The sequence below is a fragment of the Bacillus salacetis genome (assembly GCF_003581585.1).
GTDB lineage: Bacteria > Bacillota > Bacilli > Bacillales > Bacillaceae_B > Rossellomorea > Rossellomorea salacetis.
On record NZ_QXIR01000019.1, the window covers coordinates 1 to 25851 of the forward strand.

The 25851-nt window shown below is 41.9% G+C and carries 34 protein-coding genes and 2 pseudogenes; 5 read left to right on the plus strand and 31 right to left on the minus strand.

Annotated elements, in window-relative coordinates:
* Positions 1-192 precede the first annotated feature (192 nt).
* The 6 genes and pseudogenes from D3H55_RS13870 to D3H55_RS13895 all read right to left on the minus strand — a co-directional run bounded on the left by D3H55_RS13870 (position 193) and on the right by D3H55_RS13895 (position 4939).
* Positions 193-1020, minus strand: coding sequence for an aminoglycoside adenylyltransferase domain-containing protein (locus D3H55_RS13870; RefSeq protein ID WP_119547628.1), 828 nt, complete (start codon positions 1018-1020; stop codon positions 193-195).
* Positions 1017-1373: an NIPSNAP family protein gene (locus D3H55_RS13875; protein ID WP_119547630.1), complete on the minus strand. Its 357-nt coding sequence runs from the start codon at positions 1371-1373 to the stop codon at positions 1017-1019. The genes D3H55_RS13870 and D3H55_RS13875 overlap by 4 nt, the downstream gene beginning before the upstream one ends.
* 41 nt (positions 1374-1414) lie before the next feature.
* Complete coding sequence (locus D3H55_RS13880; RefSeq protein ID WP_119547632.1) at positions 1415-1891, minus strand: NUDIX hydrolase; 477 nt, start codon at positions 1889-1891, stop codon at positions 1415-1417.
* Positions 1892-1964: 73 nt separating this feature from the next.
* Positions 1965-3248 (minus strand): histidine--tRNA ligase, encoded by a 1284-nt coding sequence (locus D3H55_RS13885; protein ID WP_119547634.1) that lies wholly within the window; start codon positions 3246-3248, stop codon positions 1965-1967.
* Between the two features lie 446 nt (positions 3249-3694).
* Positions 3695-3910: a hypothetical protein gene (locus tag D3H55_RS13890; RefSeq protein ID WP_119547636.1), complete on the minus strand. Its 216-nt coding sequence runs from the start codon at positions 3908-3910 to the stop codon at positions 3695-3697.
* A gap of 439 nt (positions 3911-4349) precedes the next feature.
* Positions 4350-4939, minus strand: a pseudogene (locus D3H55_RS13895) (GNAT family N-acetyltransferase).
* Between the two features lie 101 nt (positions 4940-5040).
* On the opposite strand from D3H55_RS13895, the gene D3H55_RS13900 reads away from it, so the two are divergent.
* A complete protein-coding gene (locus D3H55_RS13900) occupies positions 5041-5232 on the plus strand; it encodes a hypothetical protein (RefSeq protein WP_119547638.1) in 192 nt (63 codons plus the stop codon).
* 61 nt (positions 5233-5293) lie between these two features.
* Here D3H55_RS13900 and D3H55_RS13905 read toward each other — a convergent pair whose 3' ends face one another.
* The 19 genes and pseudogenes from D3H55_RS13905 to D3H55_RS13985 all read right to left on the minus strand — a co-directional run bounded on the left by D3H55_RS13905 (position 5294) and on the right by D3H55_RS13985 (position 18455).
* A complete protein-coding gene (locus tag D3H55_RS13905) occupies positions 5294-6715 on the minus strand; it encodes an amino acid permease (protein ID WP_119547640.1) in 1422 nt (473 codons plus the stop codon).
* Positions 6716-7004: 289 nt separating this feature from the next.
* Positions 7005-7874, minus strand: a complete 870-nt coding sequence (locus D3H55_RS13910) for an SDR family oxidoreductase (protein ID WP_119547642.1) — start codon at positions 7872-7874, stop codon at positions 7005-7007.
* Positions 7875-7893: 19 nt separating this feature from the next.
* Positions 7894-8784, minus strand: coding sequence for an EamA family transporter (locus tag D3H55_RS13915; RefSeq protein WP_119547644.1), 891 nt, complete (start codon positions 8782-8784; stop codon positions 7894-7896).
* A gap of 81 nt (positions 8785-8865) precedes the next feature.
* Positions 8866-9597, minus strand: a complete 732-nt coding sequence (locus D3H55_RS13920; protein ID WP_205685486.1) for a helix-turn-helix domain-containing protein — start codon at positions 9595-9597, stop codon at positions 8866-8868.
* Positions 9597-9779 carry a hypothetical protein gene (locus D3H55_RS13925; protein WP_119547648.1) on the minus strand — a complete coding sequence of 61 codons (183 nt, stop codon included), beginning with the start codon at positions 9777-9779 and terminating at the stop codon, positions 9597-9599. Before D3H55_RS13925 ends, D3H55_RS13920 begins: the two co-directional genes overlap by 1 nt.
* Before the next feature lie 68 nt (positions 9780-9847).
* The gene (locus tag D3H55_RS13930) at positions 9848-10405 is read right to left on the minus strand and encodes a cysteine hydrolase family protein (protein WP_119547650.1); all 558 of its coding nucleotides are present in this window, start codon (positions 10403-10405) and stop codon (positions 9848-9850) included.
* 214 nt (positions 10406-10619) lie between these two features.
* Positions 10620-11054 (minus strand): hypothetical protein, encoded by a 435-nt coding sequence (locus D3H55_RS13935; RefSeq protein WP_119547652.1) that lies wholly within the window; start codon positions 11052-11054, stop codon positions 10620-10622.
* A gap of 335 nt (positions 11055-11389) precedes the next feature.
* Entirely contained in the window at positions 11390-11836 is a 447-nt protein-coding gene (locus D3H55_RS13945) for a hypothetical protein (protein ID WP_119547656.1), read from the minus strand.
* Between the two features lie 28 nt (positions 11837-11864).
* On the minus strand, positions 11865-12482 hold the full coding sequence (locus D3H55_RS13950) for a GNAT family N-acetyltransferase (protein WP_240628583.1): 618 nt from the start codon (positions 12480-12482) through the stop codon (positions 11865-11867).
* A gap of 24 nt (positions 12483-12506) precedes the next feature.
* On the minus strand, positions 12507-13271 hold the full coding sequence (locus tag D3H55_RS13955; RefSeq protein ID WP_119547658.1) for a class I SAM-dependent methyltransferase: 765 nt from the start codon (positions 13269-13271) through the stop codon (positions 12507-12509).
* A gap of 197 nt (positions 13272-13468) precedes the next feature.
* Positions 13469-14196, minus strand: a pseudogene (locus D3H55_RS13960) (alpha/beta fold hydrolase).
* Positions 14197-14222: 26 nt separating this feature from the next.
* A complete protein-coding gene (locus D3H55_RS13965; protein ID WP_119547660.1) occupies positions 14223-14711 on the minus strand; it encodes a hypothetical protein in 489 nt (162 codons plus the stop codon).
* Positions 14712-14761: 50 nt separating this feature from the next.
* Positions 14762-14929: a hypothetical protein gene (locus D3H55_RS24325; protein ID WP_168413091.1), complete on the minus strand. Its 168-nt coding sequence runs from the start codon at positions 14927-14929 to the stop codon at positions 14762-14764.
* Positions 14930-15305: 376 nt separating this feature from the next.
* Positions 15306-15467, minus strand: coding sequence for a hypothetical protein (locus D3H55_RS24330; protein ID WP_168413092.1), 162 nt, complete (start codon positions 15465-15467; stop codon positions 15306-15308).
* Between the two features lie 84 nt (positions 15468-15551).
* The gene (locus D3H55_RS13970) at positions 15552-16007 is read right to left on the minus strand and encodes a hypothetical protein (RefSeq protein ID WP_119547663.1); all 456 of its coding nucleotides are present in this window, start codon (positions 16005-16007) and stop codon (positions 15552-15554) included.
* A gap of 30 nt (positions 16008-16037) precedes the next feature.
* On the minus strand, positions 16038-16460 hold the full coding sequence (locus D3H55_RS13975) for a nucleotidyltransferase domain-containing protein (protein WP_168413093.1): 423 nt from the start codon (positions 16458-16460) through the stop codon (positions 16038-16040).
* A 68-nt stretch (positions 16461-16528) separates the two neighbouring features.
* The gene (locus tag D3H55_RS24335; RefSeq protein ID WP_168413094.1) at positions 16529-16693 is read right to left on the minus strand and encodes a glycine zipper domain-containing protein; all 165 of its coding nucleotides are present in this window, start codon (positions 16691-16693) and stop codon (positions 16529-16531) included.
* Between the two features lie 75 nt (positions 16694-16768).
* Positions 16769-17698, minus strand: coding sequence for an MDR/zinc-dependent alcohol dehydrogenase-like family protein (locus tag D3H55_RS13980; protein WP_119547667.1), 930 nt, complete (start codon positions 17696-17698; stop codon positions 16769-16771).
* The gene (locus tag D3H55_RS13985; RefSeq protein ID WP_119547669.1) at positions 17640-18455 is read right to left on the minus strand and encodes a serine hydrolase; all 816 of its coding nucleotides are present in this window, start codon (positions 18453-18455) and stop codon (positions 17640-17642) included. Before D3H55_RS13985 ends, D3H55_RS13980 begins: the two co-directional genes overlap by 59 nt.
* Before the next feature lie 268 nt (positions 18456-18723).
* Here D3H55_RS13985 and D3H55_RS13990 point away from each other — a divergent pair, with 268 nt between their 5' ends.
* The 4 genes from D3H55_RS13990 to D3H55_RS14005 are packed head-to-tail and all read left to right on the plus strand — an operon-like array spanning position 18724 to position 22063.
* A complete protein-coding gene (locus D3H55_RS13990; RefSeq protein WP_119547671.1) occupies positions 18724-19257 on the plus strand; it encodes an RNA polymerase sigma factor in 534 nt (177 codons plus the stop codon).
* Complete coding sequence (locus tag D3H55_RS13995) at positions 19254-20177, plus strand: DUF4367 domain-containing protein (RefSeq protein WP_119547673.1); 924 nt, start codon at positions 19254-19256, stop codon at positions 20175-20177. Before D3H55_RS13990 ends, D3H55_RS13995 begins: the two co-directional genes overlap by 4 nt.
* Before the next feature lie 27 nt (positions 20178-20204).
* Entirely contained in the window at positions 20205-21038 is an 834-nt protein-coding gene (locus tag D3H55_RS14000; protein ID WP_119547675.1) for an ABC transporter permease subunit, read from the plus strand.
* Positions 21038-22063, plus strand: coding sequence for an ABC transporter permease subunit (locus tag D3H55_RS14005; RefSeq protein ID WP_119547677.1), 1026 nt, complete (start codon positions 21038-21040; stop codon positions 22061-22063). Before D3H55_RS14000 ends, D3H55_RS14005 begins: the two co-directional genes overlap by 1 nt.
* Before the next feature lie 50 nt (positions 22064-22113).
* On the opposite strand, the gene D3H55_RS23845 is transcribed toward D3H55_RS14005, so the two are convergent.
* The 6 genes from D3H55_RS23845 to D3H55_RS14035 form a co-directional block, all read right to left on the minus strand.
* On the minus strand, positions 22114-22353 hold the full coding sequence (locus D3H55_RS23845) for a hypothetical protein (RefSeq protein WP_168413095.1): 240 nt from the start codon (positions 22351-22353) through the stop codon (positions 22114-22116).
* A gap of 91 nt (positions 22354-22444) precedes the next feature.
* Positions 22445-22846, minus strand: a complete 402-nt coding sequence (locus D3H55_RS14015; protein ID WP_119547681.1) for an RND transporter — start codon at positions 22844-22846, stop codon at positions 22445-22447.
* A gap of 175 nt (positions 22847-23021) precedes the next feature.
* Positions 23022-23153 (minus strand): hypothetical protein, encoded by a 132-nt coding sequence (locus D3H55_RS25265; RefSeq protein WP_276310243.1) that lies wholly within the window; start codon positions 23151-23153, stop codon positions 23022-23024.
* A gap of 85 nt (positions 23154-23238) precedes the next feature.
* Positions 23239-23535, minus strand: coding sequence for a MazG nucleotide pyrophosphohydrolase domain-containing protein (locus D3H55_RS14025; protein ID WP_205685487.1), 297 nt, complete (start codon positions 23533-23535; stop codon positions 23239-23241).
* Positions 23536-23594: 59 nt separating this feature from the next.
* A complete protein-coding gene (locus D3H55_RS14030) occupies positions 23595-24092 on the minus strand; it encodes a GNAT family N-acetyltransferase (RefSeq protein WP_119547685.1) in 498 nt (165 codons plus the stop codon).
* Between the two features lie 213 nt (positions 24093-24305).
* Positions 24306-25850: a CPBP family intramembrane glutamic endopeptidase gene (locus D3H55_RS14035; protein WP_119547687.1), complete on the minus strand. Its 1545-nt coding sequence runs from the start codon at positions 25848-25850 to the stop codon at positions 24306-24308.
* Position 25851: the final 1 nt, after the last annotated feature.

The following is a 25851-nucleotide window of genomic DNA, read 5'->3' on the forward strand; positions in this document are numbered from 1 at the left end:
CGATTTCGTGTTTTCCAGAATCGACCGCCCCACAGCGCTCCTATGACCACATCGATCTCCCTTTTCAGAAGTCGACCACGCTTCCCCAAAACCAACAATCTAAATGACTACCTGAATCTCCAGCCGGCTCCCACAAACCTACTACTTTCAGTAAAATAACAAGAAAAAGAGACAGTCACCTGTCCCTGATTCTCATAAATTAAAATTCCTGTTGCATTGTTCAATAATAAATTTCGATAACCTCAATGATTCTTCGATTTTCTGCTTATTGGATTCATAAGCACTTGTTCCCTTCCTGGTCCGTATATTGATGTCTTCCCTGATGATCCTATGATACTCAGTCGGGAGAACTGATACACCGTACTCACCAGATGCTGATTTAGAAATGACCCCTGATTCATTTAATGTATAATATTGCCGCAGCAAACCAAGTACAGTCCATTCTATTTCTTCATCGATTTCTCTGGCAGGCATTTGCACAAGCTCCTCGATTGAAGAAGCTGCATTATTGACCCTTACACCCCAGTACGAATTCATATTTTCCATGACATAGGACCGAAGATTATCTGCATCCGCGATAAACTGCTTTTCTTTAATATCCGGCCCGAGGATGGTGATCCCTTTCTCTTTCAAAAGCCACCAGGTTACCGGGTTGTAATGGGTCCCGAATCGTATTTCCCCTTCATTATAGTAAGGAAGGGGTTTTTCGCTGCTATCAGTGGATATTCCCAAATCGTCCCATACCAAATAAGGTCCATCCAACTTAGGTGTATATCTGCTTTCAATAATGGTATGTATCTCAGATAAAACATTGAGCTCATCCAAAGATAACCGTCTAGTCGTTAATGCGGCAAAATCGATATCACTGATGTTTGGATTATAAGCATCAAGCACAATCGAACCGTGTAGGTATAAACCTTCAAGACGATTGGGGAGCCTTTCCTTCCAGAGATGGATGTATGCTTGCAAAACCTCCTGTATGGAGCTGTGCAAATGGGTATCCTTCACTCCCGCCTTCATCTAATTCCTTCTTTCAAATTGACGGTATCCTCAATAGCTTCGTTTCTCACTTCAATAAAATATTTCTTGAAAACGGCTTCCTTTCCGCCATGTTTTTCATACCAGTTGTGGATCCGTTGGAGATGGGCTTCATCGCTTCGCACGTTCTTTTCAATTTTCTCGTAATCCTCATAGCTGTCATATTCCCATATCGCAAAAATTTCCGCCGTCCCGTCTTCCCTGTCCTTCATCCATCTGCCGACAAGGCGTGAGCCGTATTTTAATTGATTTGGAAGGTTGATCGTATTGAATAAATCATTAAATACCTCTATGAATTCACTTTTCACTATGTAAAACTTTCGTCTGTAAAACATCTGTTTCCCCCTTTGTACTATTCAAGCAGGTCAATTGCCTGCTAAACCTCTTTTTGTTTTACCACCAGGTGAGCGGGATGTCCGGGAATTTCTTGTAACGCCTTCCTCAGAAATTCAGGATACAGGGTGATTGCTTCAAGGTCATGAACAGGAGTCCATTTATAAATCAGCCTCTCTCCTTCCTTCCCGAAGAATGGCTCTTTATTCAATTCCATTGATTCATCCTCAGTCTTTACCAGGTAATATAAGCCAACCTCATGAATATCAATTCCGTTATATTGAAAGAAGTTTTCCACAAACCACACGAGTCGTTCTATCTCTACGCTGACATCCAGTTCCTCGATGAATTCCCTTTGAATGCTCAGGGCAGACTCTTCACCTATGGCGACCCTTCCTCCAGGAAGCGACCAGCTTTCATCGGATACAGCCCGGTGTAAAAGTACATGCCCGTCTTTTACCCAGATGCCTGCTACACGATAGTTAAAGGTAGCTTTTTCAGTCTTGTATACAACATCCATTTCGTTTCCCTCCCCTTATCGAACCACATACTTCCAATTATTCCAAAAAACGGACCTGGACTCAAGGGGGAATTTAATATTCAAAGTACTCAACTGTCTCTTTTCCTGTTGCCATATCCTTTACTTTGTATTGATTATTCCTGACCTCTTCTTCGCCAATGATTATAACGGTGGGAATGTTTTCCCTGTTGGCTTTATCCAGCAGCTTTCCAAGTTTTTTATTGCTCATTTCCACCTCAACTTTAAAGCCTTTATTCCTTAAGTCACTGGCAGCCAGGAGTGATTCCTTAAAAGTCCCGAGCGGTATAACGAAGTAATCTGCAAATGGCTCTCTACGGGCATCATTCTTCACGGAAGAACTGATTGCTGTATAAATGACATCAAGCCCGAAAGAAATCCCTGCTGTTGAGAAACTTTCGTTAGTTCCTAACAATCCCCCGATAGCATTATCATATCTCCCGCCGCTGCCGATGCTGGATTTGATAGACTGGTCTTCCAGGAAAATTTCATATATGGTCCCTGTATAAATCTCCAAGCCTCTCGCCAAAAATGGATTGAATGCACATTGCTTGCTGATTCCCAGGTAATCCAGATAGGAGCTCAACTCCTTCCATTCAGCCAGCCCTTCTTTGACCTGTTCATTTTTCTCAGAGTACGTTTCAAAATAATCGAAGCTCCTATTGTGTTCATTGCTGAGAAAGTCCTGGATCAACTTAATGGTGAAGCCGGAAATCCCCACATCGGCGAGTTCGGCGAGTACAGCGTTGAGTCCGGCTTTTTCAAGTTTATCCAATATCAGGACAGTCCTGTTCATCAGGCTTCTTTCAACTCCGAAGAATTCCAGCATCCCAGTCAAAAGTTTTCGGTTGTTATATTGTATGGTCACTTTCAAATTAAGCTTTTTGAAGGCATCTATGGCCATCATCATCAATTCTGCCTCAGCAATTTGGGATTCCACACCAACTATGTCGACATCACATTGTGTGAACTCCCTGAACCTTCCTTTCTTGATAGGACCGTCCCTGAACACCTTCCCGATTTCGTATCTTTTGAAAGGCATTCGGATTGAAGGGTTCATTGCAATCACTTTTGCAAAAGGAATCGTCAGGTCATACCGTAAAGCCAAGTCCCTTTCTCCCCTGTCGGTTAACGAGTACATCTCTTCCAGTATTTCGGCTCCTCCTCCATATTTAGAAGCCAGAAGTTCGGTATAGTTCAATATAGGCGTTTCCAGCGGCTTGCATCCATATTGAATGAATACATCCTCCAAAGTCCGTCTGATGTCCCGTCTGACAACTTCCGCATCAGGTAAATAATCCTGTGTCCCTTTAACATTTTGATAATCCATTTTTTTCATCTTTTCTCCTCCATATTCTTTTTAAAGTCCCTTTTCATTAACTTTGTTGCCATTCACTAAAATATCAAATGAAATCCTGGTATATCGCCGTAATACCCCGGTGAGCAGGAAAGAAAAGAGCTGCTCGTTCTTTTTCGAGAGTAAACCTAAGAATACAGGGGAAAAATCCGGCACCTGGGATTTTTCCGAAAGCAACAATATATGCGAAAACAGCCTCTTTAAAATACAAAAAACCGCACTTGATTTAAGTGGAATAACTTAATCAAATGCGGTTCATTAGAAATAACCTTCCTATTTACGATTTCTTTAAAATCGGATAGCAAGGTTACTCGATATGATGATGAAATTGTAAGAACGATGAAGGAACAATGCCTGTAACCATTTTTACTCACCTCAAATTTTCACTTAATTTACCACATGAAAGAGGATTTTGCAATATATTTACATTATTCCAGCTTATCCTTTTTAAGCTTCTCCAAACGCTTTCTGTGATTTAAGTCAATGACCACATCGCCAACACCCATCGCCATCATGCCGTTCAGCAATGCGAAGAAGGGTAACGTTGACCCTCCTCCACCCGTAAATAAACCAAAGATGATAGAGATAGCGCTGATCATCACAAAAGCCATCCCTACTAAATACAATGCTCTGCCAATAAACAATGGTATCTTCTCCCTTTACCTTCATGACTATATTTTTGTTTATGCAAAAAAATCAAATCCCGGATTTAAGCGTTATCGATGGAATTACTCAAACATTATTCACCAAGAACTTTCTAAAAAAATAGTGGACCATATATCTATTTGACACGGCAAAAATTTGAAGCATTCCTGCAAGTAAAACACCACATTTCCCAACGGAGTGACTCTTTTTGGTCCGTATTTGTAAAGAATGAGCCAATTTCTTTATCATCACGGCTCTTTTTGGTCCATTTTTGCAAGTAATAGACCAAGATTCCGAACTACCCTTCACAAATTGGTGTATTTCTGCAGATAATAGACCGATTTTTCAAGCTTTACTTCTGAATTTTGTGCATTTTTGCGAAAAACAGACCAATTTTTCCACCGCCACGACTCTTTTTGGTCTTTTCCCATAACCTGACTACTTTCTTAGGTTCTTCACGTAACAGATACAGTCATGAACCCTATCGAACCTGTTTCGCACTTTTTCTTTTTCAGGACCGGTATAATGGGCAAAGGTTTGGATAGGCTTGAACCCAGCCGTTTGTATCTCTAGAATGTCTTTATGTTCTTTGGATCCATCCATATATACATGCAGATAAGAATCCATGGAGTCAAATTGATTCTGTTCATACCAGTCCCTCACCCATTCGTCATCACGTGTCCATGCTTCTAAATAATCCAGGTCAGCCTCAGAAGCCAGCTTTTCCGCTTCACGCCGTAAGTTGGTCCCTATCCCCAGCCTCCGATAGTCTGGATGGACTGCAACATGCCAAATCATTCCTCCACGGCCGACACCTCTTGAGCAGACCTGTCTCTCCATTAGCTCATATTCGATATCCAACAGTCCTATGACTCTATTATCATGAACGGCAACTAATTCGATAGAGGGTTTTCATATGTATCTTTTTCTCGAATAACATCATCAAAATAAGCCGTATCAAGAAAAGATAACACCCTGCACCTTAGCCAGCCTTCCTCATCCGTTTGCTCGTATCTTCTGATTTCCATCCCCGCACCTCTTTTGCCTTTCTCTTAGAAATCGACTTCAATGAATAAAATACCTTTTACTACCAACAATATCATAAAAAATGAAGGAAGGTGCGATCTGTTTGAGTGAAGAAACGAAAGTGGCGAATAAGCTGCAGGAAATGATGACTTGGAATCTGGTTCCAGTATCCGCCCAGGAAGATATTAAAGAGATATGCAATGCTTTAAATCAAGGAAAGGTAAACCTTGCTGAATTGGAAGATCAAGATCCATTTGTGGTGGAAATCCTCCATCAGGCCAAGAACGAAGCATGAGAAAAGGGACAGGTTTGCGAGCCTGTCCCTTTCTTATATCAACTTACACCTTACCTTCTCATCAAGTATGTTCTTCGCCTTCTTTCAATTCATGGCCGACAAGCTTCTTCACGAGGAAATATCCCGCAAAGATTACAGCCATGATCCCGATGCTGATGAACAAGCCGATCCGTTCACCATCTTCAAAACCTGCCCCAGTGATAGCCACACCGATCAAGACGATTCCCAGGTAGGATGTGTAAGGAGAACCCGGCATTTTAAAAAAGGTTGTCTTACTTGGATTTTCCTCATAACTATCTCTGTTTTTGATTTGGGAAGCCAATATGATCACCCAGTTCATAATCAGGATGATCCCCGCCGCTGTAGTTAAATACTCGTACACCTTGCTTGGCAGCAGGAAGGATATCACGATGGTTGCTGCAAGAGCAGCCGCATTCAAACCCAAAGCCCGTGTCGCGACTCCCCTTTTATTGAAATGAGAAAACTGTTTCGGTGCGTCCCCGTCCCTTCCGAGAGATACAACAATTTTTGTGATGGAAAACAGGGCGCCAACCATTGTGGAAAAAGCAGCAGTGATCAATATCAAATTGAAAAGGGTCCCGATATACGGGATTTGAAAAGCCGTTAGTGCTGTGACAAATGGACTTTCATCCTCGCTGATAGCTGTCCACGATACCATGGAAACCACAAAGAACAGGGATAGGATATAAATCGCCATAAGCACGACCACGAGAGATAGACCAGCTTTAGGAGTATCCGCCTTTCTTTCCAGCTCAGTGGACATCAACCCAACGACTGCAATTCCGCCAAAAGAAAACAAGACAAATATCATGGCCGTCCATGTGCCCATGAACCCATTTGGAAACCAAGTCATCCCTTCCTCCATTGATTTGGCTGTGTCCACAGGCGAAACAGCCCCAAATAAAAAAAGAGCTCCGAAGACGATAAACCCGATCAATGTGGCAATTTTAACAACGGCAAACAAGGATTCAAGTGTACCGAAATTTTTCACTCCCAAGAGGATGATGCTGAAGCCTGCCGCTGCATATATAATCATCAATAACCATAGCGGTGCGCTTGGAAACCAGAATTGTGTGAACAAGGAAAGCGCAGTAATCTCACTTGCCATGATCAATATCCCCGAAACCCAATACATCCACCCGCTCATGAATCCCATTGAACGGCCAAAAGCTTCCTGGGCGTATTTCTTGAACGAGCCTGCCCCTTTGTCATGGACAGACATTTCAGCTAAAGCACTGAAGACCAAAAACGCAATGATACCGGCAATAAGATAATCCAGTAGAATGGATGGGCCCGCCCTTTCAATCGACAATCCGGTACCCAGGAAGAATCCCGCACCAATCACCGAGCCGATCCCGATCAATGAAAGCTGCCACCAATGAAGCTTATGGCCTTTCCCTTTCTTCGCTTTTTGCTTCTGCTGCTCCTGAACCGTTTGTTTAACAATATGTTCATTCCGCATGTGTTAACGCCTTCTTTCCATGAGATTCATGTTACATGGATTCTTTTCCCTATTTAATTGGAGTTATCCGAAATTTTGTTATCTGTGTTAGTATATCCCGCATAAAACCCTGTCACTCGGGATTTTTAAAAAGTCAAAAGAAGGATGCCTGGTCGATCAGGCATCCTTCTGAAGTGATTTTTACCAAGACGATATTCAATCGGCGGTCACTTTGATTCCAAATTCCGCCTTCGACAGAGCATCCTCTTAAATTTTTCGACCGGGGAAGAGTTTTACAAATACCAAAGGTTCATGCCTTGATGATGTTCTTGTAATAGTTCCCCCAATGAGGCTGTGTACCATCAATATCCTTGTAGCCGTAGACTTCTGAAAGCTCCCAGGTGCTGAAGATACTTCCGGTCTTATCTAAAATTTCCGGGTCTTCAGCCAAACAGCGCACAGCTTCTCCAATATAGTAAGGAGATTCGGAAGCAATAAAATGCGGATCTATTTCTGCAGCTTCTTTCCAGTTTTCCTCCGTGACTCCAAACAGCTCCAACATCGCCTCGGACCTCAAAAATCCTGGTGTGACAGCAATAGAAGCGACATCGTAGTCCTTTAAATCAGCAGCCAGCGATTGAGCTATATGAATGGCTGAAATCTTGGCAAGGCTGTAGTAAAAACTTCCTCTAGGCTCATAATCGATACCATCGGTTATTTTAATTACCAGGCCTCCCCTACTTTCTCTTAGTAGAGGTATGGCATAATGGGCGGTCATGATATGCAATCCGACCGCCTGCTTCTGCATTTGCATCCCTTTCCCTAAGTCATGCTCCCCAAAAGGCCTTCCCCATTCTGTCAAAGGATCTCCGCCCCATATATCATTGACAAGGATGTCAAGCCTGCCGGTTTCTTCTTTTATCCTTTCAAACAGTCCTTTAACTTCGGATTCCACCGTATGGTCCACTTTTACAGGGATTCCAATCCCGCCTGCTTCAGTAACCATTTCTGCCGTCTCTTCTATCGTTTCGCTGCGCCCCATCGGGGACTGCTGATTCCTGGTAGTCCGGCCAGTTACGTAAACCTTTGCACCAGCTTCCCCTAACTTTACCGAAATATCGCGTCCGGCTCCCCGCGTTCCACCTGCTACGAGAGCTATTTTTCCTTTTAATGACTGCATACTATGCCTCCCTTCGATTCTATATTTCTAATGAGATCTCGTTCCTTACATCCTTCTTTTTAAAGTCAAAGATCAATATCCCGATTCCAAACAGCAGCAAACCAATCCCCAGCCAGGACGTCCAAGCGAGCCGCTCGCCGATAAAGAACACACCAAGAAGTGCTGCAGTGAGCGGCTCTGCCAGGGCAAGTGTTACTCCCGTTGACGAAGGTACATTCAACAGCCCTTTGGCAAAGAGATAATATGAAACCCCAGTTGTGACCAGGCCGAGATGCAGGCTGACTGCCAATCCCCTGAAACCGCCAATCCAGGATAGATCATACAGGAACAATAATGGAGACAACATCACGGCTCTGAGCGTAAATACAACAGCTACTATGGAAATGGATGAATGTCTTTCCACCAGCTTCCCGCTCACAAAGGAATAGGCTGCAAAGGATAGTCCTGCCCCCAAAGCAAGGAGTATTCCAAAAGGATCAACCGTTACTGACTCTTTATTCATGAATAGAAGGATACATCCGATGATTGATAACACGGTAGAGGTCCACCATACCCTTGCAGGGCTTTTTTTCAAAAAGATCCACTCAAGTGCACCGGATAATACCGGAGCACTTCCTATGGCAATCACTGTCCCGACTGCCACTCCGGTCATGCTTACTGCCGAGAAGAATAATGGCTGATAACAGGCCATGCTGATGGATGCGGCAAACGTTTCCCTTATCGGCCAATTGCGGAAAGTGACTTTCCCCATAACAAGGATAAGGATCAAAAGAGGGATCCCGCCAAACGCCAGGCGGACAGCGCCGATGACGAGGGGATCCGCCCCGCGGGGAGCCAGGGCCTGTGCCCCTGTTGTCCCCCATAAAACAGCCGCTAGTAATATCAATAAAGGAGCATGCTTTCTTTGCATGGATTTCACCTCAATAAAAAGAACTTACACTCATTATAAAAGATCACAGCGTTCGTATCTTTACAGAGTTTAAGTTCTTTTTTACCCATTATTAAGCCTTCTGAACTGCTGCGGCGTGATGCCTGACTCCTTTACAAACCACCTTGTGAAAGAGGATGAGTTTTCAAATCCTGCTTCCCCGCTGATGGAAGAAATCGTCCTGGAGGTATTCATCAATAAGCATTCCGCTTTCTTCATTCGGAGATGGGATATATATTGTTTCGGACTTTTCCCGGTTTTCCGTTTAAACCAGTTTGAATAATAGTTGGGATGGTAATTCTCGATCCGAGCTAAATCTTGGAGGTTCAGAGGCTTAGTGAAATGTTGTTGGATGTATTGAATGGAAGCCGGCGAGGCCGTCTTTAGCTTATGCGTAACGAATCTGGTAAGATCCATAAGTGCAGATGATTGACCATCGTCTTCTTGTGCTTCCTCCAATAGCAAAAACCGGATCGAATTCCACTGCTGATCAAGCGGCATATACATGCTCTCCGTGTAATCAGGCAGGTAGTGCATCGGAATATCCAATACCATGAATTCATTGCGGTCCTTTGAATGGTATTGGTGATTCATTTGTGGGGGCAGATAGTAAAAATGATCCGGAGTAAGGGTTATAGCTTCGCTGTCAGTATGTATGTTCAGGGAACCCTGCAACGGAAAAAGTAATTGTCCGAAGCCATGGCTATGTGACTGGATTTCGTATGAATAAGATCTTTTATCACAAACAATATTATATGTCATATCCAAAGTACCCCGTCTTTCTCTGTGCCTCATTATTTACTGTAATTTTTTTCAGCTCTTCTTACACTTAAAAATGAAAATAGAAATGCCATGACGATAAATGCTATCCAGAAGCCATTATCATGGACTGCCAGCAGGATCCCAGCGGCTGAACACAAGAGGGAAGTTAAGAATCCGAATATAAGTTTTACATCTTTTAATGCAGATGAATTCATAGTGACACCCTTTCCGGATAGTTACCCCAATTTCTGACGCTATGTTCAGAAATTGGGATACCAATTCTTTATCTATAAGAATCATGGGTAGGTTGGAATAGTTCCTCCGCTGCGTTACGGACTACAGAAAAATGCTCAACATTGTAGTGGCCGTGCAGGGTCTTGTTGTGGTGCTTGATGATTTGCTCTGCACTCAGTACATCATTGTCTGTAGTGGAATGCCCGTCAGCAACCAGCGTGACGTCAAAGCCGCTGACTGTAGCCGTTCGAACAGCACTGTCAATGCAGTGCTCCGTTGCACATCCCATCATGACCAGGTGCCTTGCGTCCATTGCTTTTAAATACGGTAAGAGCTCTGTACCGTGGAATGAATTGGTCGCAGATTTATCAAACATCATGGAATCCTCTGGAACATGAATCGTTTCGTGGACTTGGAATCCGGCTCCCCGGCCTTCGGCAACATCCAGGTCCCTTACAAACAGAATGGGTATGCCTGACACTTGAGCTTTCTCAATGACCAGATTAATAGTTGATAGTAATTGTGTTTTATTAAAAACTGAACTTGTTTCCTGATTTCCTTCAATCAATTCTTGTTGTGCATCGATAATGATTAACGCTTGATTCAAATGATTTTCCCCTTTCAATTGGAGGGGATCCGAACCTCAATAAATTATTCAGTCGAACCACCCGCAGTATAATTGCAAACCGTTTTACCATTCTTCATTTTGATCGACCTCCTGAATAATTTATTGCCTGTTCATTCATAATTGAATTTTTCAGACAATTAAATCTTATCATATTTTTCCATCCAAGGACAGCATTGTATCCGTCCACTACAGTTTAGTAAGTAAAAGCAATATAAAATGAAATTCCCCAGCTTATGATGAAAAAGGTTAATGTAGCTGCAAAAAAAGGAGTGAATACCTTTACCTGTTCGACACTGTAATCATGTTGGTAGGAACCATTTGTTAAAAATCGCAAACTTGCCCCTGCCTGATTGATACTCGCCCTCCTCGTGAAAGAAGTGATCCAGCCTATCCCGAAAAAGATTGGTGCGCAGATAAAGCTTGTATCAAGTAAACTCCATGTACCGTTGCTGCTGATCAACAGGACAATACCCCACTGAATCATCAAGAATACTGAAACCACCAGCAAATAAGCAAACGTTCTCGAAAACTTTGTTTCTATGTATGTAAGAACTTTGTCCTGAACTATCGCAATAGTGATAACAGCTATAACGAAAAGCGAGGTTGATGCCATTTTCAAAATAAACAACCACTTCATCCCCTTTTCCTTTTTTAATAATCACCGGATTCCTGCTTGATCACTCTCCTTTAACTGGTATGGTTATATACGGATGATAACTTTCGAAAGTTTCAATTAATTGTAAAAAAGTTAAAAAAAATCCAATAGAAAAGCTGCAAACTCTTTGGCTTATTTGCAGCTTCAATCTTTGTATGACCTTTTAAAGACTCTTTACATATACTTTGCTCCCATTCAATATAAAATTCACATAATCTCCTGGAAAATTCCCGAAAAAACACACCGGCAAGCAGGTAAGAATAGAACTGTTCTTTCTTCTGCGAGTATAGAGCCTTGCCAAAAAGCAACTATACATGCGAAGATAGCCTTTTTATAAAATGACGGAGTTCCTCATAAATGCTTCTTACCTTTTCGTCCATAGTAAGGACAACTTGATCAGGAAGGGATTGAACAAAGGTTTTCACAAGATGTATTAAGTTACACCTGCCTTCAAACACTGAATTTTGTCCATTTGAATATATGAGAATGCCGACAGTCTCATTATCCAGCATCTTGAAATACCAGCTATATTCTAAAGGTTCATCGTACAGGGTAAAATGGATTTCCTTTCTAGGGACAGGTGCGAGATTCGGTATTAACTGATAAATCGAATAGAGTAACACCTCTAAGGGGTTATTGAATAGGCAGGAACATAAAAATTCAAACCTTCTGTCATCAAGCTCTATAGCTCCTGATGCCCAAGTATCTCCCTTGTTGTATTGATAGCTGAATTGTATTCTTTGAGCAGCATTCATCCATTTGATCCCCTTCCTCCAAGAGACTTCACTTAAAATATTTTCGTAAATACAAAACCAAATCATCATCATTTACGCAGCTTCCGTATTGTTCTAATTGCCTGCCCCTATACCAAACTCCGGAACCGTCGGGAATATAACCACGCTTCACATACATTCTCTGAGCAGTTCCATACCCGAAGTGAAGCCCCGCTGCTAAAGAGACGGAATCACTCATTTCTTCTGCCTTTCTTTCAGCAGCGTCCATCAGTTTACTCCCAACACCATGATTTTGAAATGATTTCAGCACATTCAAATCGACTATTTCAGGGATTTTTGCAGCAGCAAAAGGACCGGCCGGCGTTTCCGGGATCAAAACAACATAGCCGGCAACTATTTGACCGCATTCCGCTACAAAGAAATCGATTTCTGCCCTCGATTGCTGTAAGTGATAAGTCCTGAATAACTCCAAAGGCTTTTCCCAGCCCTGTTCTTTAAATCCTTCCACAAGTTTTTCACCATCACTTTCGACGGCCGGACGGATTCGTAAATCTCCTTCTTTGTAATAAATGATGTTAATCATCTCCCTTCTGAATGATTCTATTCTAAGAAGCAATGTGCCCTGCGCTTCTGTCTGGAAAAACCTTACCTGCTTAAAACGGGCCATCCCTTAAGAGATGGCCAGTAAATCTTATATTGCCCTTGCTTTAATGACAAACCGATGCTGTTTCACATCAAAAAACCCTGTAGATTGAATGGTTTGATGGATTTCATAAAGCATTTGTTTATGCTCATGAATACTGAAATCAGGAGCCTGCCAAGGTATCGCCTTTAAATAGTAGACCAATGCCCCGATATCAAAGAATCGCTGCACCGGAAATTCTTCTTTCCTGAACAATACTTCAAAGCCGCTGACAGACAGTTCTTGAACAGACGTGTCCAGGTTCCACTCCTGATACTCGGTGTTCCCTGAAAGTCCTAATGCTGCATTGATTCCCAAACAATACAACCCGCCAACCTGCTGGGTAAGGAAAATTCCGTCTTTTCGAAGGATCCTTCTTACCTCCATAGGAGAATAAGACTCATGCTGATTCAAGATCAAATCGAACTGATTATCATCAAAAGGAAGATCAGAATCTTCCTCAAAAGTAAAAACTTCAACACCTAACGGTTCAAGCTTCTCTTTTGCAATCGGGAGATTAGGTTCATAGCCTTCCGTCGCAAAAACCGTTTCGGGAAACGGTGAAAGCTTCGAGAGAAATTCTCCCCCTCCGGTCCCCATATCAAGCAGTGCCTCCGCATTTCTCTTCAATGAAGTAGCCATGCTCCCATAAGACCAGGAAGTCAGCCCGCTCCTCATGCGCCCTGTATCGGAAATGAAAGAAAAATCCCAGCCGGAAAATTTCGTTTCTGCTTCTTCTAAATCACTCAAAAAATCTTTGTCAAATTCATTCATTACTATTCCTCCTTAAAATGGTATATCCGCAAATAACCAAGTAACAAGGAGGTCCTCTTATATCAATGAAAGGTTGTTATATATGATGTTCAAAATTCATTTAATTGCCCTCCATTCCATTCTATAATCGAATTAATTCTATTTTGTTCATAAAAGTAAGTATTTCAATTCTCATTTCCAAAAGCCTGCAGGCAGTATTACCTTTTATGAGATGAATGCTTTTTCAGCAATTTCTGCACGGCATTTACAACTAATTCTGGTTCATCGTCCTGAATATAGTGTGCACTGTTTTTAGCAATCACAAATTCAGCTTCCGTAGAAATATCGGTTAATTCCCTTTGCATTTCGATCCAAAAATCCTGGGAATCAGTTGAATAGTGTGCCTTTTTGCCTGCAGCAAGTACAATCAACGGGATATCCAACTTCTTTTTTGCCTTTTTTACCTGCTCTAAGCTATCCAGTTTCCTTCGTGGACGAATTGCTTGTTGTACCGATCTTGGAATTCCGCAGACATAGTTGGAAGGAAACGTTCTTTATAATCCTCAGGAGTTGAATCGACTAGAATCAATCCGCAAACCTCATTCTCAAATTCCGTTGCAAATAACCTGGCATTGACTCCCCCAAAGGAATGTCCAACTATTATGTATGGCGGTTGTAAATCTCCTGCTCGAAGGAGTTCGTGTAATTCCAAAACCATTTGCAAGCTTGTTCTAGGATGCATACTTGGTTCGCTTCTACCCAGACCGGCCCGGTCGTAAATAAGAACATTATTGTTCTTCGAGATATCATCTATTACTCTATCCCAGGCCTTGGAATAATCTCCATATCCAGCGTCCATTACAATTGCCGGTTTATCGGAATGTGCTCTAAAAACTTTTACAAATAATTTGGAGCCATTTACATCAAGCATCATTTCTGTTTTCATCATATGTTCCCTTCCCTGCCGGAACTTCATCCTATTTTCCTTATCAATTCGGGGTCAGGATTCATTTCCTTTAAATATTTTTGACCGAATGCCTCTATCAATTCATGTTTATCTTTCATAAAACTGTAACCAATTTTTACGTGTCCAGGCAGTTCAGTATGATTACCTTCTGTTAGGAATAAATAAATGCTGGTCGAACCTCCGCTGGACCGATATATCATATAAGACTCTATATCTTCCCAGTCGGTGGCAATTTCCTGCTTTTTATTCAGGGTGATCACTGCAGAGTCAGTCAATTTCACAAGTAATGACGGCCGGATCATTTCTTTAAAGGTATTAAAAGTTGACCATAGAAACAGCATGAACAATAAAGAGCCAATAACCAACCTTGGCCAGTAAATCACAGGCTTCATCCCCAAAAACACTATCCATCCTGATAAGATGACTAAACCAATGGAGAATAGAAATAAAACCGCCATTTGGAATCTTGAATTATAAAACTTTTTTTCTCTCATTTCACTCACTTCCTGCCGCCTGAATAAAGCTAGATTCTTAAAGCACTCTATCAAAACTCTCTATTGTCAAAATATTCTTTTGCTTTTACTAACGGCATATGGCCAGCATCCTCTTGAAAATGGAGTCTCATTGGCCCATTCAGCTGGTTAATGACCCAATATTTCTGCGGTGTCCAATCCTCGATGGACCATTTAACCCTTTTATAGTCCAATATCATTTCAAACTCGCTATCTCATTGGTCCATTTAACCTTTAAATAGCCTATCATCCTATCAAATTCGCTATCTCTTTGGCCCATTTACCCTTTAAATAGCCCATCATCCTATCAAACTCGCTATCTCTTTGGCCCATTTACCCTTTAAATAGTCCATCATCCTATCAAACTCGCTATCTCTTTGGCCTATTTACCCTTTGAATAGTCCATCATCCTATCAAACTCGCTATCTCATTGGTCCATTTACCCTTAAATAGCCCATCATCCTATCAAACTCACTATCTCATTGGTCCATTTAGATGGTTTTCAGCCCTGCATCCGGTGAATACCAGAATTCCACCTGCCGCTGTCCCCACCAATGCGTCCCAAGTAAACATCCATCACATAATATTAAGAATCTGTGCGAAGATGGCAACAGATAAACTAATGAACACGGTAATCAGCCAATTGATTTTAGAGGTCATCCTCAGCAAAATATTGAGTACGGAACCAATACACATACATAATAAGAAAACAAATCCAACCATGATCAGGAATTCCATATCCATTCCTCCCTCTTAAACCCCCTGCTCTTCCACGACCTCAAAGATCCTGGAGTACAAGGACCTGAGGTATTCATCTTTCTTTTAATCATTATACAAACTGAAGCCCCAAGTCTTTAAGGAATCATCTTTTTCAGAAGGAAGAATCCCAACTGCATAACTGGTTCCTTTGCTCCATTTCCACGAATCAGAGTAAGATTCTGTTTCTATTGTGAACGGAATATGATTGTTTGCTGAAAGGAAGAAAAATGGAATATCAGAGGCTAGATAAACTTCCGCAAATTGACTCTCTGATGCCTTTGAGAGATTACGTTCTGTTATAAAAACTGCGTCATATGAGCCTGCAATGTCTTCGTTCAGTTCATCAAAGGCAATCTCTTTGAACCTGACTTGCTCTTCTTCAATGACCGGTGGTTCACCAATGACGGCAATGTTCAATGCTTTACCTTCATACACATCAAACTCGGGATCCTGGCTGCAAGCTGATAGTACACCGATACATACAAAAACAATGAAATAAAGAATGTGTTTCATTTTCATATAAGAACTCCTAACGAAAAAATGATGCCGCTATTTTTCTTCTAAAAACTGATTAATCTCTCCAAACAGCCCTTCCTTATCTAACAGGCTGCGAAACCCATCCTTGACTACATTTTTGGTTCCACTGTCCAATGGTTCCTTGACCCAATCGACTGTCGTTACCCCAAACTCGACCTCCAACCCATTGTCATAGACAATCCGCAGGGAGGACAAGTATGGTCCCCATTCCTCAATTTGAAACCGGATTATGGTTTCATAAACGAAGTCTGAAAAAACAGCTCTCATCACCGCTTTTTTGTCTGTTGTAATGATCACTAAATCGACATCAGAACCTTCGTGATAGTCACCCCTGGCGAAAGAACCGACAACCGCAGCAGCCAGAATGCTATCTTGAGTTTCAGTCCAGTTTGTGAAACGATATAAAAGAGTATTGGCTTTTTCTTTTAACAGCAACGTTCGTTTCCTCCGTTTGCTTGTACTTCTACTTCCTTTATTTGTGGGACAGTTAAAGCAAGTTCCCGTTATTTTCGCTTTTTTTTCATCCCGCCTAATGCGATTCCCAGCGCAAGCCCTATGGCAACTCCCATCGGAATATTATCCATTGCCGCGCCGATTCCCGCACCAAGTGCAAGTCCCATACCTATTCCCAATCCCATGTTGTCGTTGCTTTTCTTATTATTACCCATATTGCATCATCCTTGTTTGAAATTTCTGTTTATAAAAGTATTACGGATTCCGGGATAAAAAGGTTTCATAATTCTTTAAGAATACTTTACAAGAACCTTAATGGGATTGATGGCTTTTTTACTTAGTCTCTCAAAACAATCTATCAATTCATCAGAGGTAATCTGATAGTCGAAGATGCGGGATAAATATGGAGCTTTCCGGCATTCCGCAAAGAACCACTCAGCGTGTTTGCGATAATCCAAGCCATCACTCGAGCCGGTGATTCTCAGTTCTTTTTCGTAAAAATTTTCATTTAGATAAAATAAATCCCTATTGCCGTCAGACAGAATGCAGATTTCAGCATTAGGTTTCATCGCTCTTAAATGGGCTTGGAAAGCTTCGCTGCTCGCTGAACATTCCAGACCATATTCGTAGAAGGAAGAGGGAACTTGTTCTGAGGCAGAATATGTCTTGGATGCACCAAAAACAGAAGCCATTCTTCTTCTCTCCCCATTGGGCTCCAGCACATCTACCTGCTCCACCTTCATATGGTTCTTTAAAAAGTGAACGGTCAGCAGCCCTATTGTTCCCGCACCTGTTACCAGTACTTTTTCATTATGTTCAGGATGAAGTTTCAGCACTCCTTTACCAGCATCACAGGATAGAGTATTCAGCAATGCATACTGGTAGTCTAAGGAGATTGGAACCTTCACCGCTTTGGCTGCTTTCACGATACCGGCGGTTTTATGGCCGTAGAAAGCGAGCACACGGTCTCCTGTTTTAATATCTGTAACATCGCTTCCTGTTCCGATGACTTCACCATAGCTTTCATAACCCGTTTCCCGTGGATAAACCGGATCAGCGTCTGTCACGTCACTTTCACAGTATTGCGGCAACTCAGCACCGATACTGATAGCACCGGCAATTGTCCTGATTGATATTTCATCAGGCTTGAGTTCCTCAAGGTCAACTTTTTTCCATTCCAGCAGCTGTTTCCCTGTTAAGACAAGCGATTGTTGGATCATAGGCTCCCTCCTTCTCTTTATAAAGTAGTTTAAGTGCTTCGATGATTTTTTGATCAGCATGGTTATCGCTCGACCTGTCTGGCAAATCAACCGCAGCCAAGACAAAAAGCAGAGGGCTTTCCCTGAAAGCACCAATTATTCCAACGTCAACTAGTGCAGTCTCCAAGCCGCCGGTCATGTGATTGAGATGGTGGAATGGTATTCCTTCCACCCGGTCATTCTGCCTTACCAATCCATTGATGATCGGAAGCCAGCACACCGGATTCTTTTTATAAGAATAATAAATACGAATCATCAGCTCCAGCATTTCATCCAGTCGGCCTTTATTCTTGTCATCTCTCGGGTTTTCTGTAACATGGATGGCGGGTAAATCTTTCTGAATCCGGTCATTGATTATCTCCCAGCCGCCTGCATGAGTCGCAACACTGTTGGCAACATAACTGTCATGACAGGCAATCATAACTTCCACTGCTTCCCTCAAAGATAATGAACTTCTGCCCTGAAGGTGCGGATAAAGCTCTTCACTATCCTCAGCCGGGTTAAAGGAAATATTCTCAATCGTATCTTCCCAGCAGAGTCTCCCTTCCTCAACCAAACCCGCCACTGCAAATCCAGTCGCTGCTTTGGCGGCAGAAGCAAGAGAAATCATCATGTCGCCATTCATCGATCCGGCCATTTTAGTCTTTTCAGTAGAGTAAACGGCGAGACCCGCTTTTCCTTGTTCTATTTCTTTCAATACCTTATACACGTTTTCCAATTTGGCTTAGTGCTCCTCTCTGAAATTCCTTCTATGTACTATCCATCCCAGGACTTTGCTTAGTGAAAGGAATCAATTCCATTCCCTCCTGAACGCATCTGACAAAGCCTATACACCCTCCAATTATTTCAAATATCTGATTATTAAACAATCACATTCGCAATCTTTTAGTATACTTAAGATAAATGGTAATTTTTAAAAATTTTATTGAACCAAAGTATTGGTTTTATACTCTAATGTTAATGGAAGGGTGCTGGGAGGTGGGATTTTGCAAGAGGCCAAGCTAATCAAGAAAGCGAAGAAAGGCCATCATGCTTCTTTCATTCAATTGATGAAGGACCATGAGTCTTCGATGTACCGTGTGGCCAAAGGGATTCTGAAAAAGGATCATGATTGTGCAGACGCGATTCAAGAAACGATTTTGATCTGTTTCAGAAAGATTTCTTCCCTCAAGGAGGAAAAGCATTTCAAAACCTGGTTAATACGGATTCTGATCCATGAGTGTTACAGACTTCTGGAGAAAAGGAAAACGGTCATTCCGTTTGAGGCTCCCTGGATTGAAAGTGAAAAAGAAGAGATAGAATTAAAAATGGCCGTTCAAGAAGCAGTTTCTTCCTTGAATGATGAATTAAGGATCGTGACAATGCTCTATTATTTTGAAGACCTGGCCATTAAAGAAATTTCTGATATTCTTCAGATCCCTGAAGGCACTGTTAAGTCTCGGCTTTCAACCGCGAGGCGGCATCTGATGACATTGTTAAAAGAAGAGAACCCCCTTTTCAAAAGGAGTGGACGAAAATGAAAGATGAGGAATTTGATACAAGAATGAAAGATTTGTTTACAGATGACAGAGTCCCTTCCCCTGTTAAAAAGAAAATCGATAGTACATATGAATTGATCAGGGAAGAAGGAAAGAGAAAGACCTCTTTTTCGTTTTCCCGGGGAGTCCGCGCAGTCCTTATTGGCGTTGGTTTAATCACCCTTTCCGTCGTGGGTGCCTATGCGTCACAGGGTTTCACCTTATTTAATTCAGACGGAGACGTTTTAATGGAGTTGACGGAACCCAAAGAAGAAATGAAAAAATGGGATCTTACGAATGTAGAAAACTACAAAGAACAAGTGGAGGACGGCCAAGCACTTGTGTATTATCAGGTGAGTGATTATCCTGAAAAGAATTTCACAATTTACCGCAAGCCTCACGTGTACAAGGATCTTGACGCTTTCAAGGAAGCGATCCTTCATTCATATACTCCAGAGAAAACCCTTCCTTTTGGCTACATATTCAATAATGGAAAAATCACTGTAGATGCTCGCCAAAGCCAATTCGAGGCGGTGCAGCAGCAACTTTATTCAGAAGCCAAAACAAGCGATCAGGAAGTGGTTGCCAGGGTTGTACCTGTTGAGGAAAGCCAAGATCAGATAGTGGCAATCGCACAGTATGATAATGGAGAAGATCAAGTATTTGTCAGAAGCTCTTCCAAGATAGAACTATATGAGAATATGCCGCTGAAAGACGGGGAGCTTGCGATCTCCAAAGTGGCGGTCAATGGTCATGAAGCTTTTTATCTTAAAGACGAAGAAGGAGACTTCCCATATCACTCGGTTATTTGGATCGAGGGACATGCTGATGACAAAATCATGTATGAAGTATTGAGTCATGCTGTGGAAAATGTAAAAAAAGAGCAGCTCATGCAGATTGCAGAGAGTATCAATAATCACTAGAAACCTGTATCAATAAGGAGTTACTTTATGAGAAAAATCAAGTCGTCCGTACTGCAAATTTTCTTCATTCTGACCGGCATATTAGCCATCAGCATTCTGCCTTCAATCGTGAACGAATTATGGCAGATCCTTGCGGGATTCTTTTCACTGTCCAGTCTGGTCTATGTGAATCCCATTTCAGAAGTCGAACGGGAGCTGTTCCCTTTCTTTTGGAATGCTTATGAATATTCCCTTGGCGTGTTTTTTTCCGCCCTGTTCTTATCTTTATCGGTTGCAGTCATCATATTGTTCTTTTACTTTCTGCTGGGCAAGCCTTTTCAGATTGTCATCGATGCTGTTTCGTTCATTTTCAGTTCGCTTCCGGATATTTTCATCATTGTCGGCAGCCAGCTTCTCGTTGTCATGCTGTTTAAAAGAACTGGTGTCTTCTTATTCGACTTTGTTGCATTGGGAGAAGACAGGGCGTATGTACTTCCCATCCTTTGCCTTTCCATCCTCCCTACCATGTACTTCATCAAGACAATGACCGTCCTGATGAAAGAAGAATTTGAAAAGCAGTATGTGGAATTGGCCAAAAGCAAAGGAATGTCCTATTTCCGGATTTTGTTTGTCCATGTGTTCCGAAACATGATTGTAAGCATTGCCTATCACGGTAAAAATGTGATGTGGCTGATGCTGTCCAATCTCCTGATCCTGGAGTACTTATTTAATATGCTTGGAGTCACCACTTTCTTGTTTTCGTATAATACGCCAACCCTCTTTGCGGTTACATCCATCCTGCTGTTTGTTCCGATTTTTATTTTTATTAAGATCGTACAAAGAGCAGCAAATTCTATGACAGGGAATGAGGTGGAATTATAATGTTGAGGGTATTCAGACAGCCACTTTTCATTCTTGGATTTACAACGATCTTCCTCATTTTAGCAGCAAGCATCATCCATGATGTCTACTACGATTCAGTCATTCCACAGACAGAATGGTTAAGGGACAGTGAAGGAAATATGATAGCGGGACCGCCATTGAAGCCAGCGGAGGATTTTCCGTTGGGGACAGATGAATTCGGGTACCATATGCTGCAGAAACTGCTGCAAGGAGCAAAATACACATTCGGTGCTGCATTTCTGACGTCGCTCCTCGGCTTTTTATTGGCTTTTCTCTTTGGAGTCCTGCTTGCGTTTTGGAAGAAAACAGGCTCAAAAACCATGGTGAAGGGAATGACATCGTCCTTTTATTTCATCCCCCAATCGATCATTGCCTATAATATTCTTCACTCTGTTTTGTGGGAGCCGCCAGAAGGATTTGCTTACACATTAACGGAAAGGATAATTTACCAAATCGTGATGATGGCCCTCATCCTGGCGCCGACCACTGCTTTGTTGATAGCGGAAGAGACAAGGGAAATATTGAAGAAGGAATTTATCGAAAGCTCGATCACGCTGGGTGCATCCCGTTTCCATATTTTCCGTAAGCATGTTTTCCCGCACCTGCGGCCGAGGCTGTCGATCATTTACCCAAGGATTGTTGTTCAGGTCCTGCTCATCATCGCACACTTAGGTATCTTTCAAATTTATTTCGGAGGAACTTCGGTTTGTTATGATATTTACTGCGACCCGCCGATGCCGATTGCCAATGAGTGGTCCGGACTGCTGGGGATGTACATCAAACAAATAAACTACCAATGGTGGCTGGCTGTCGGGCCTTTAGCCTGCTTCACCATCACCATCCTGGCAATCAACAGCATGGCAGCCGGAATAGAGAAAGGCCTGACACCAAGAAAACCGTACAGCGGCAGATGGAAAATTTGGAGAAAAAGAAGGTCTGATCATACTTCGGATGCATCCTATACAGTTGGACCCGGAGATTTTGATAGGGTGTCCAATCTATAATGACAAAAGGTCAGCCAGTCCAGCTGGTTGACCTTCAGTTAATTAAAGAACTAATTTTCTACAGCCCTGGAAGAATCAATACGCAGTTCCCCATCTTTCCACAGATAACCGTTCAAATAGGTGGTGTCTTTCGCTCCCAGCCTGTAACTGACAAGGACCTTATTTCCCTCATTAAGCTTTTCTATAAAGCCTATTTCATAGTTTTCGGTACCCAGCCTTTCATTCAGATCCTGTTCGACAGCTTTTTCCAACTTCATTTCATCTATATAGGAGGGCAATAATAAAATCACTGCGAAAAGACAAAGGGCTAATCCAAAGTATGATGCTTTTTTGTTTCTCTTTTCAAGGGTTCTAATAGTACCACATCCCTTCAAAAAATTCTTACCAAAGGTAAATGGTGTACGCAATGATCATGATAACACCGATCAACACAGCTGCCGCCAGCCCCATGACACCCACCAGTCCCACCCATCCGGTCGTAAAGGTCATAAAAAACAATAAATAATAAAAGCCAAGCAGAATCAAAGCAACGGGGACATTAAAAGGAAAGATCCTCTTCCATAGCAGCAAAAGCAATGAAGTAAAGGATAGAAGGACAACCAGGAGTACAGTAGAAGAAGAATCCCAGCGAAAATCCCTTCGAGACTGAGCATCCGCTCCTCCGGGTGAATCAGCCAGATCTCTCAATTCCTGAAAAGCCTCAGAAAGCATCATAAGTCCCAGGATAATAACAATCGCAAAAATGAACCAATTGATCTTTCTAAGCGTTTCCTTATTTCTCATTATTCATCGCCCCCTTATTAAGCTGACGAGTGCCGGTTAAATAAAGTTTCGTTTGGCTGGGGATTGACTTGGTGCATTCTTTGCTTATTCGACCAAATTCCATGGAAGCTTCATATGAATTGGTGCATTCCTCAGATAATAGACCAAATTCCAGGAAAGCTGTACAGAAGTTGGTTCATTCCTTGGATTTAGCGACCAATTCATCGGGCAAGGCAACAAAAACTGGTGCATTCCTCACGATAATAGACCACATTCCAGGAAACTGTACAGAAGTTGGTTCATTCCTTGAATTTAAAGACCAATTCATCGGACTAGGCAACAAAAACTGGTGCATTCTGAAACGAACTGCTTTTAATCAAGCAATCATCCAAGCAAGAAGCAAAAGATCTTGTTCAACTATACTTCTCAAGATTTAATTCTGCCTTTAACCGCATACAATGCTTCAGGTCAATATCATGGATATTTGCAATGGCTGTTATGTAGTAAAGAACATCATATAATTCTTCCTCAATGGTCCCTTTAATTGAACCTTCTTCTTCCAGCCTCTTATTTTTTCTGATGGCTTCAGATAATTCCCCTACCTCTTCAATCAGCTTCTGGAAATAGGCATTCTTCAATTCGGGTTTATGGTCTTTCTTTTTAATGTATTGTTGTAACTGGTTTAAGTTTATATTCCGATCATCGAACATTGGCTTACCTCCTTCTTGATTAGAATGAATTAATGTGCTGGCAGTTTTCAAACCGCCAATTACAGCAGCTTCGCCATATAATATTCATCATAGTACCTTCCGTGGATGATAAGCGAGTTCCTTTTTGTCCCTTCGATATCGAATCCGCTCTTCTTATAGAGTGCTACCCCAGCTTTATTTTCTGTGACGGCCGTTAGTTCAAGGCGTGTGATGCCATGTTTTGCTGCCCATTCCATCACCTTTTCAAACAGCTGGCTGCCGATGCCTTGTCCGCGCCTGTCCTGAAGGATACCGATCACCAAATAGGCAGAGTGTTTATTTTTCTGGACCGTGCCTCCCATAGCAATTAAATAGCCCAGCAATTGCCCTTTCTCTTCAGCTACGAAAATAGTGGAGTTCCGCTGCATTTTGATTCGTTCCAATTGCTTTAGCTGTTGTTCTGGAGTGGTTTTCCTTTCCCCTGCCCCCATCAGCATGAAATCTGAATGATTTTCGACTTCTTTTATGAGATTAATAAACCCTTCCGCATCAGTGGTTTCGATTTCTCTAATAACCAAATCTTTTTCCTCCTTATTTGTAAAGACTATATTCCAATTATTTCAAATTAATAGTGAAGACGCAACCGGGTTTTCTATTATGAACGACTTTAAAGCGTCCAGGCACCCCTATGACAAATCACCATCAGCCAGCAGTTGTTCTCCACACTCTCACTCCTCTTTCTACCATTTACTAAAAGGTTAATCTTATAAAAGCTTGGACTATAATGGATTTCATATAAGATTTGCCAAAACTGGTCCGATTACATGTATTGTGATGTCTGCAGTAAAGTGGGCAATCATAGCAAATTCAATGCCGGCATACAGATATAACGCGCCAAATACGATGCCGCCTATTCCATTGATGATGAGCATGCTGACAAAAAGCCCTATGGTCATTTCAAAATTTGAAGCTGCCATGCTGTAGTGCATGATGCCGAAGATCAAGGCAGATGCACATATTGCGAACCATTTTTTAAAAGGAGTTATAATTCCTTTTTTCACTTTTAAAAGAAGCCAGATAATAAATGTAACGAGAAACAAACGGAAAACAGACTCTTCATTGACTGCAGCTCCGAAGGAACCCAATATCCCAAGCCACCAAGCAGGCTCATTAATGGAAGAGTCATCTACCCCCAGTGGCTCCGAGACCAGCAAACTGAATAGGATGATCACAATTCCAGCCAGTGATCCATAAAGGGAAGATTGAAGTATCCTCTTTTTCACTGGTATCGCGGGTTTGCTTTTATCTATGAAACTTTCAATAACAGGAATCTTTACGCCGGTCTTTTTGCCGATCCATAGAGCAAGGAACAGCAGGATTCCGGCTTCAAGCAAAACCTGAAGTGCATAAAATAGTGTGAAGGACCATTTGGACAGCCCCATCACTTCATTCAGCTGCTCCCTGGCAATGGCATACGGCGATATCGCTAATGCTCCCAGGACATTGAGGATGAGCAGGGTGAAATACGCCTTCCAATCAATCAAGGATTCTCTTTTCTTTATGTACGCAGTTGAATCAACTTCTGAACTCAACTCAACTTCATTATGATATTCTTCTATTTTTGTGCGCAAGGCGTCAATGAAAGGCTGGGGGTCGTCCATGTAGATCAGGGCTTTATTCACAACTTTCTTTTGGCCGAAGTACCCTCTGGCCATAAGCGGCTTTTTAAAGATGATTTCATATTTCAATTCATCCGTGACACCAAATATCCGTGTCAGGACCCTTGGAAGGGCTGCGACATGAAAAACATTTTTTTCATGCACCATTCCCCCGCTTTTATGGTAGTGAGTTTTGGCAGGCTGTATCGTTTCAACTTCGCCTGCATGAAAGGTTAATGATCTTCTGACTCCGATGTTCAGAATGAAATTATTCTTTATGATTTTAATCGGATTATTTCTGACAAGATTATAATCGCCGAGCATATAGAGAATGCTGTACACATGGAGTACAAGGAGGATATTCGCTCTGAGAGGATCGACTTCTTTCAAATAGATATGAAACACAATGCCCTCAATGACCTGCTCGTGGAGAAGAGCAAGGAATAACCAGAAATAAAGTGAACCTTTATGATAGTGGAACATTTGAACATGAGGTTCTTTTTTCTTTGGTTTCCATTTGAAAAAAGAATAGAAAAGGATCATCCACTCTTTTCTCACAACCGTAATAAAAGGATTTTCTTCGATGTTACCCCTTCTGTATTTTACAAACAGTATCACAGCAAAAACTTCAAAAATCGTGACTAATAGAATGATTGAAATGATGAACTGTGTGTCCAAT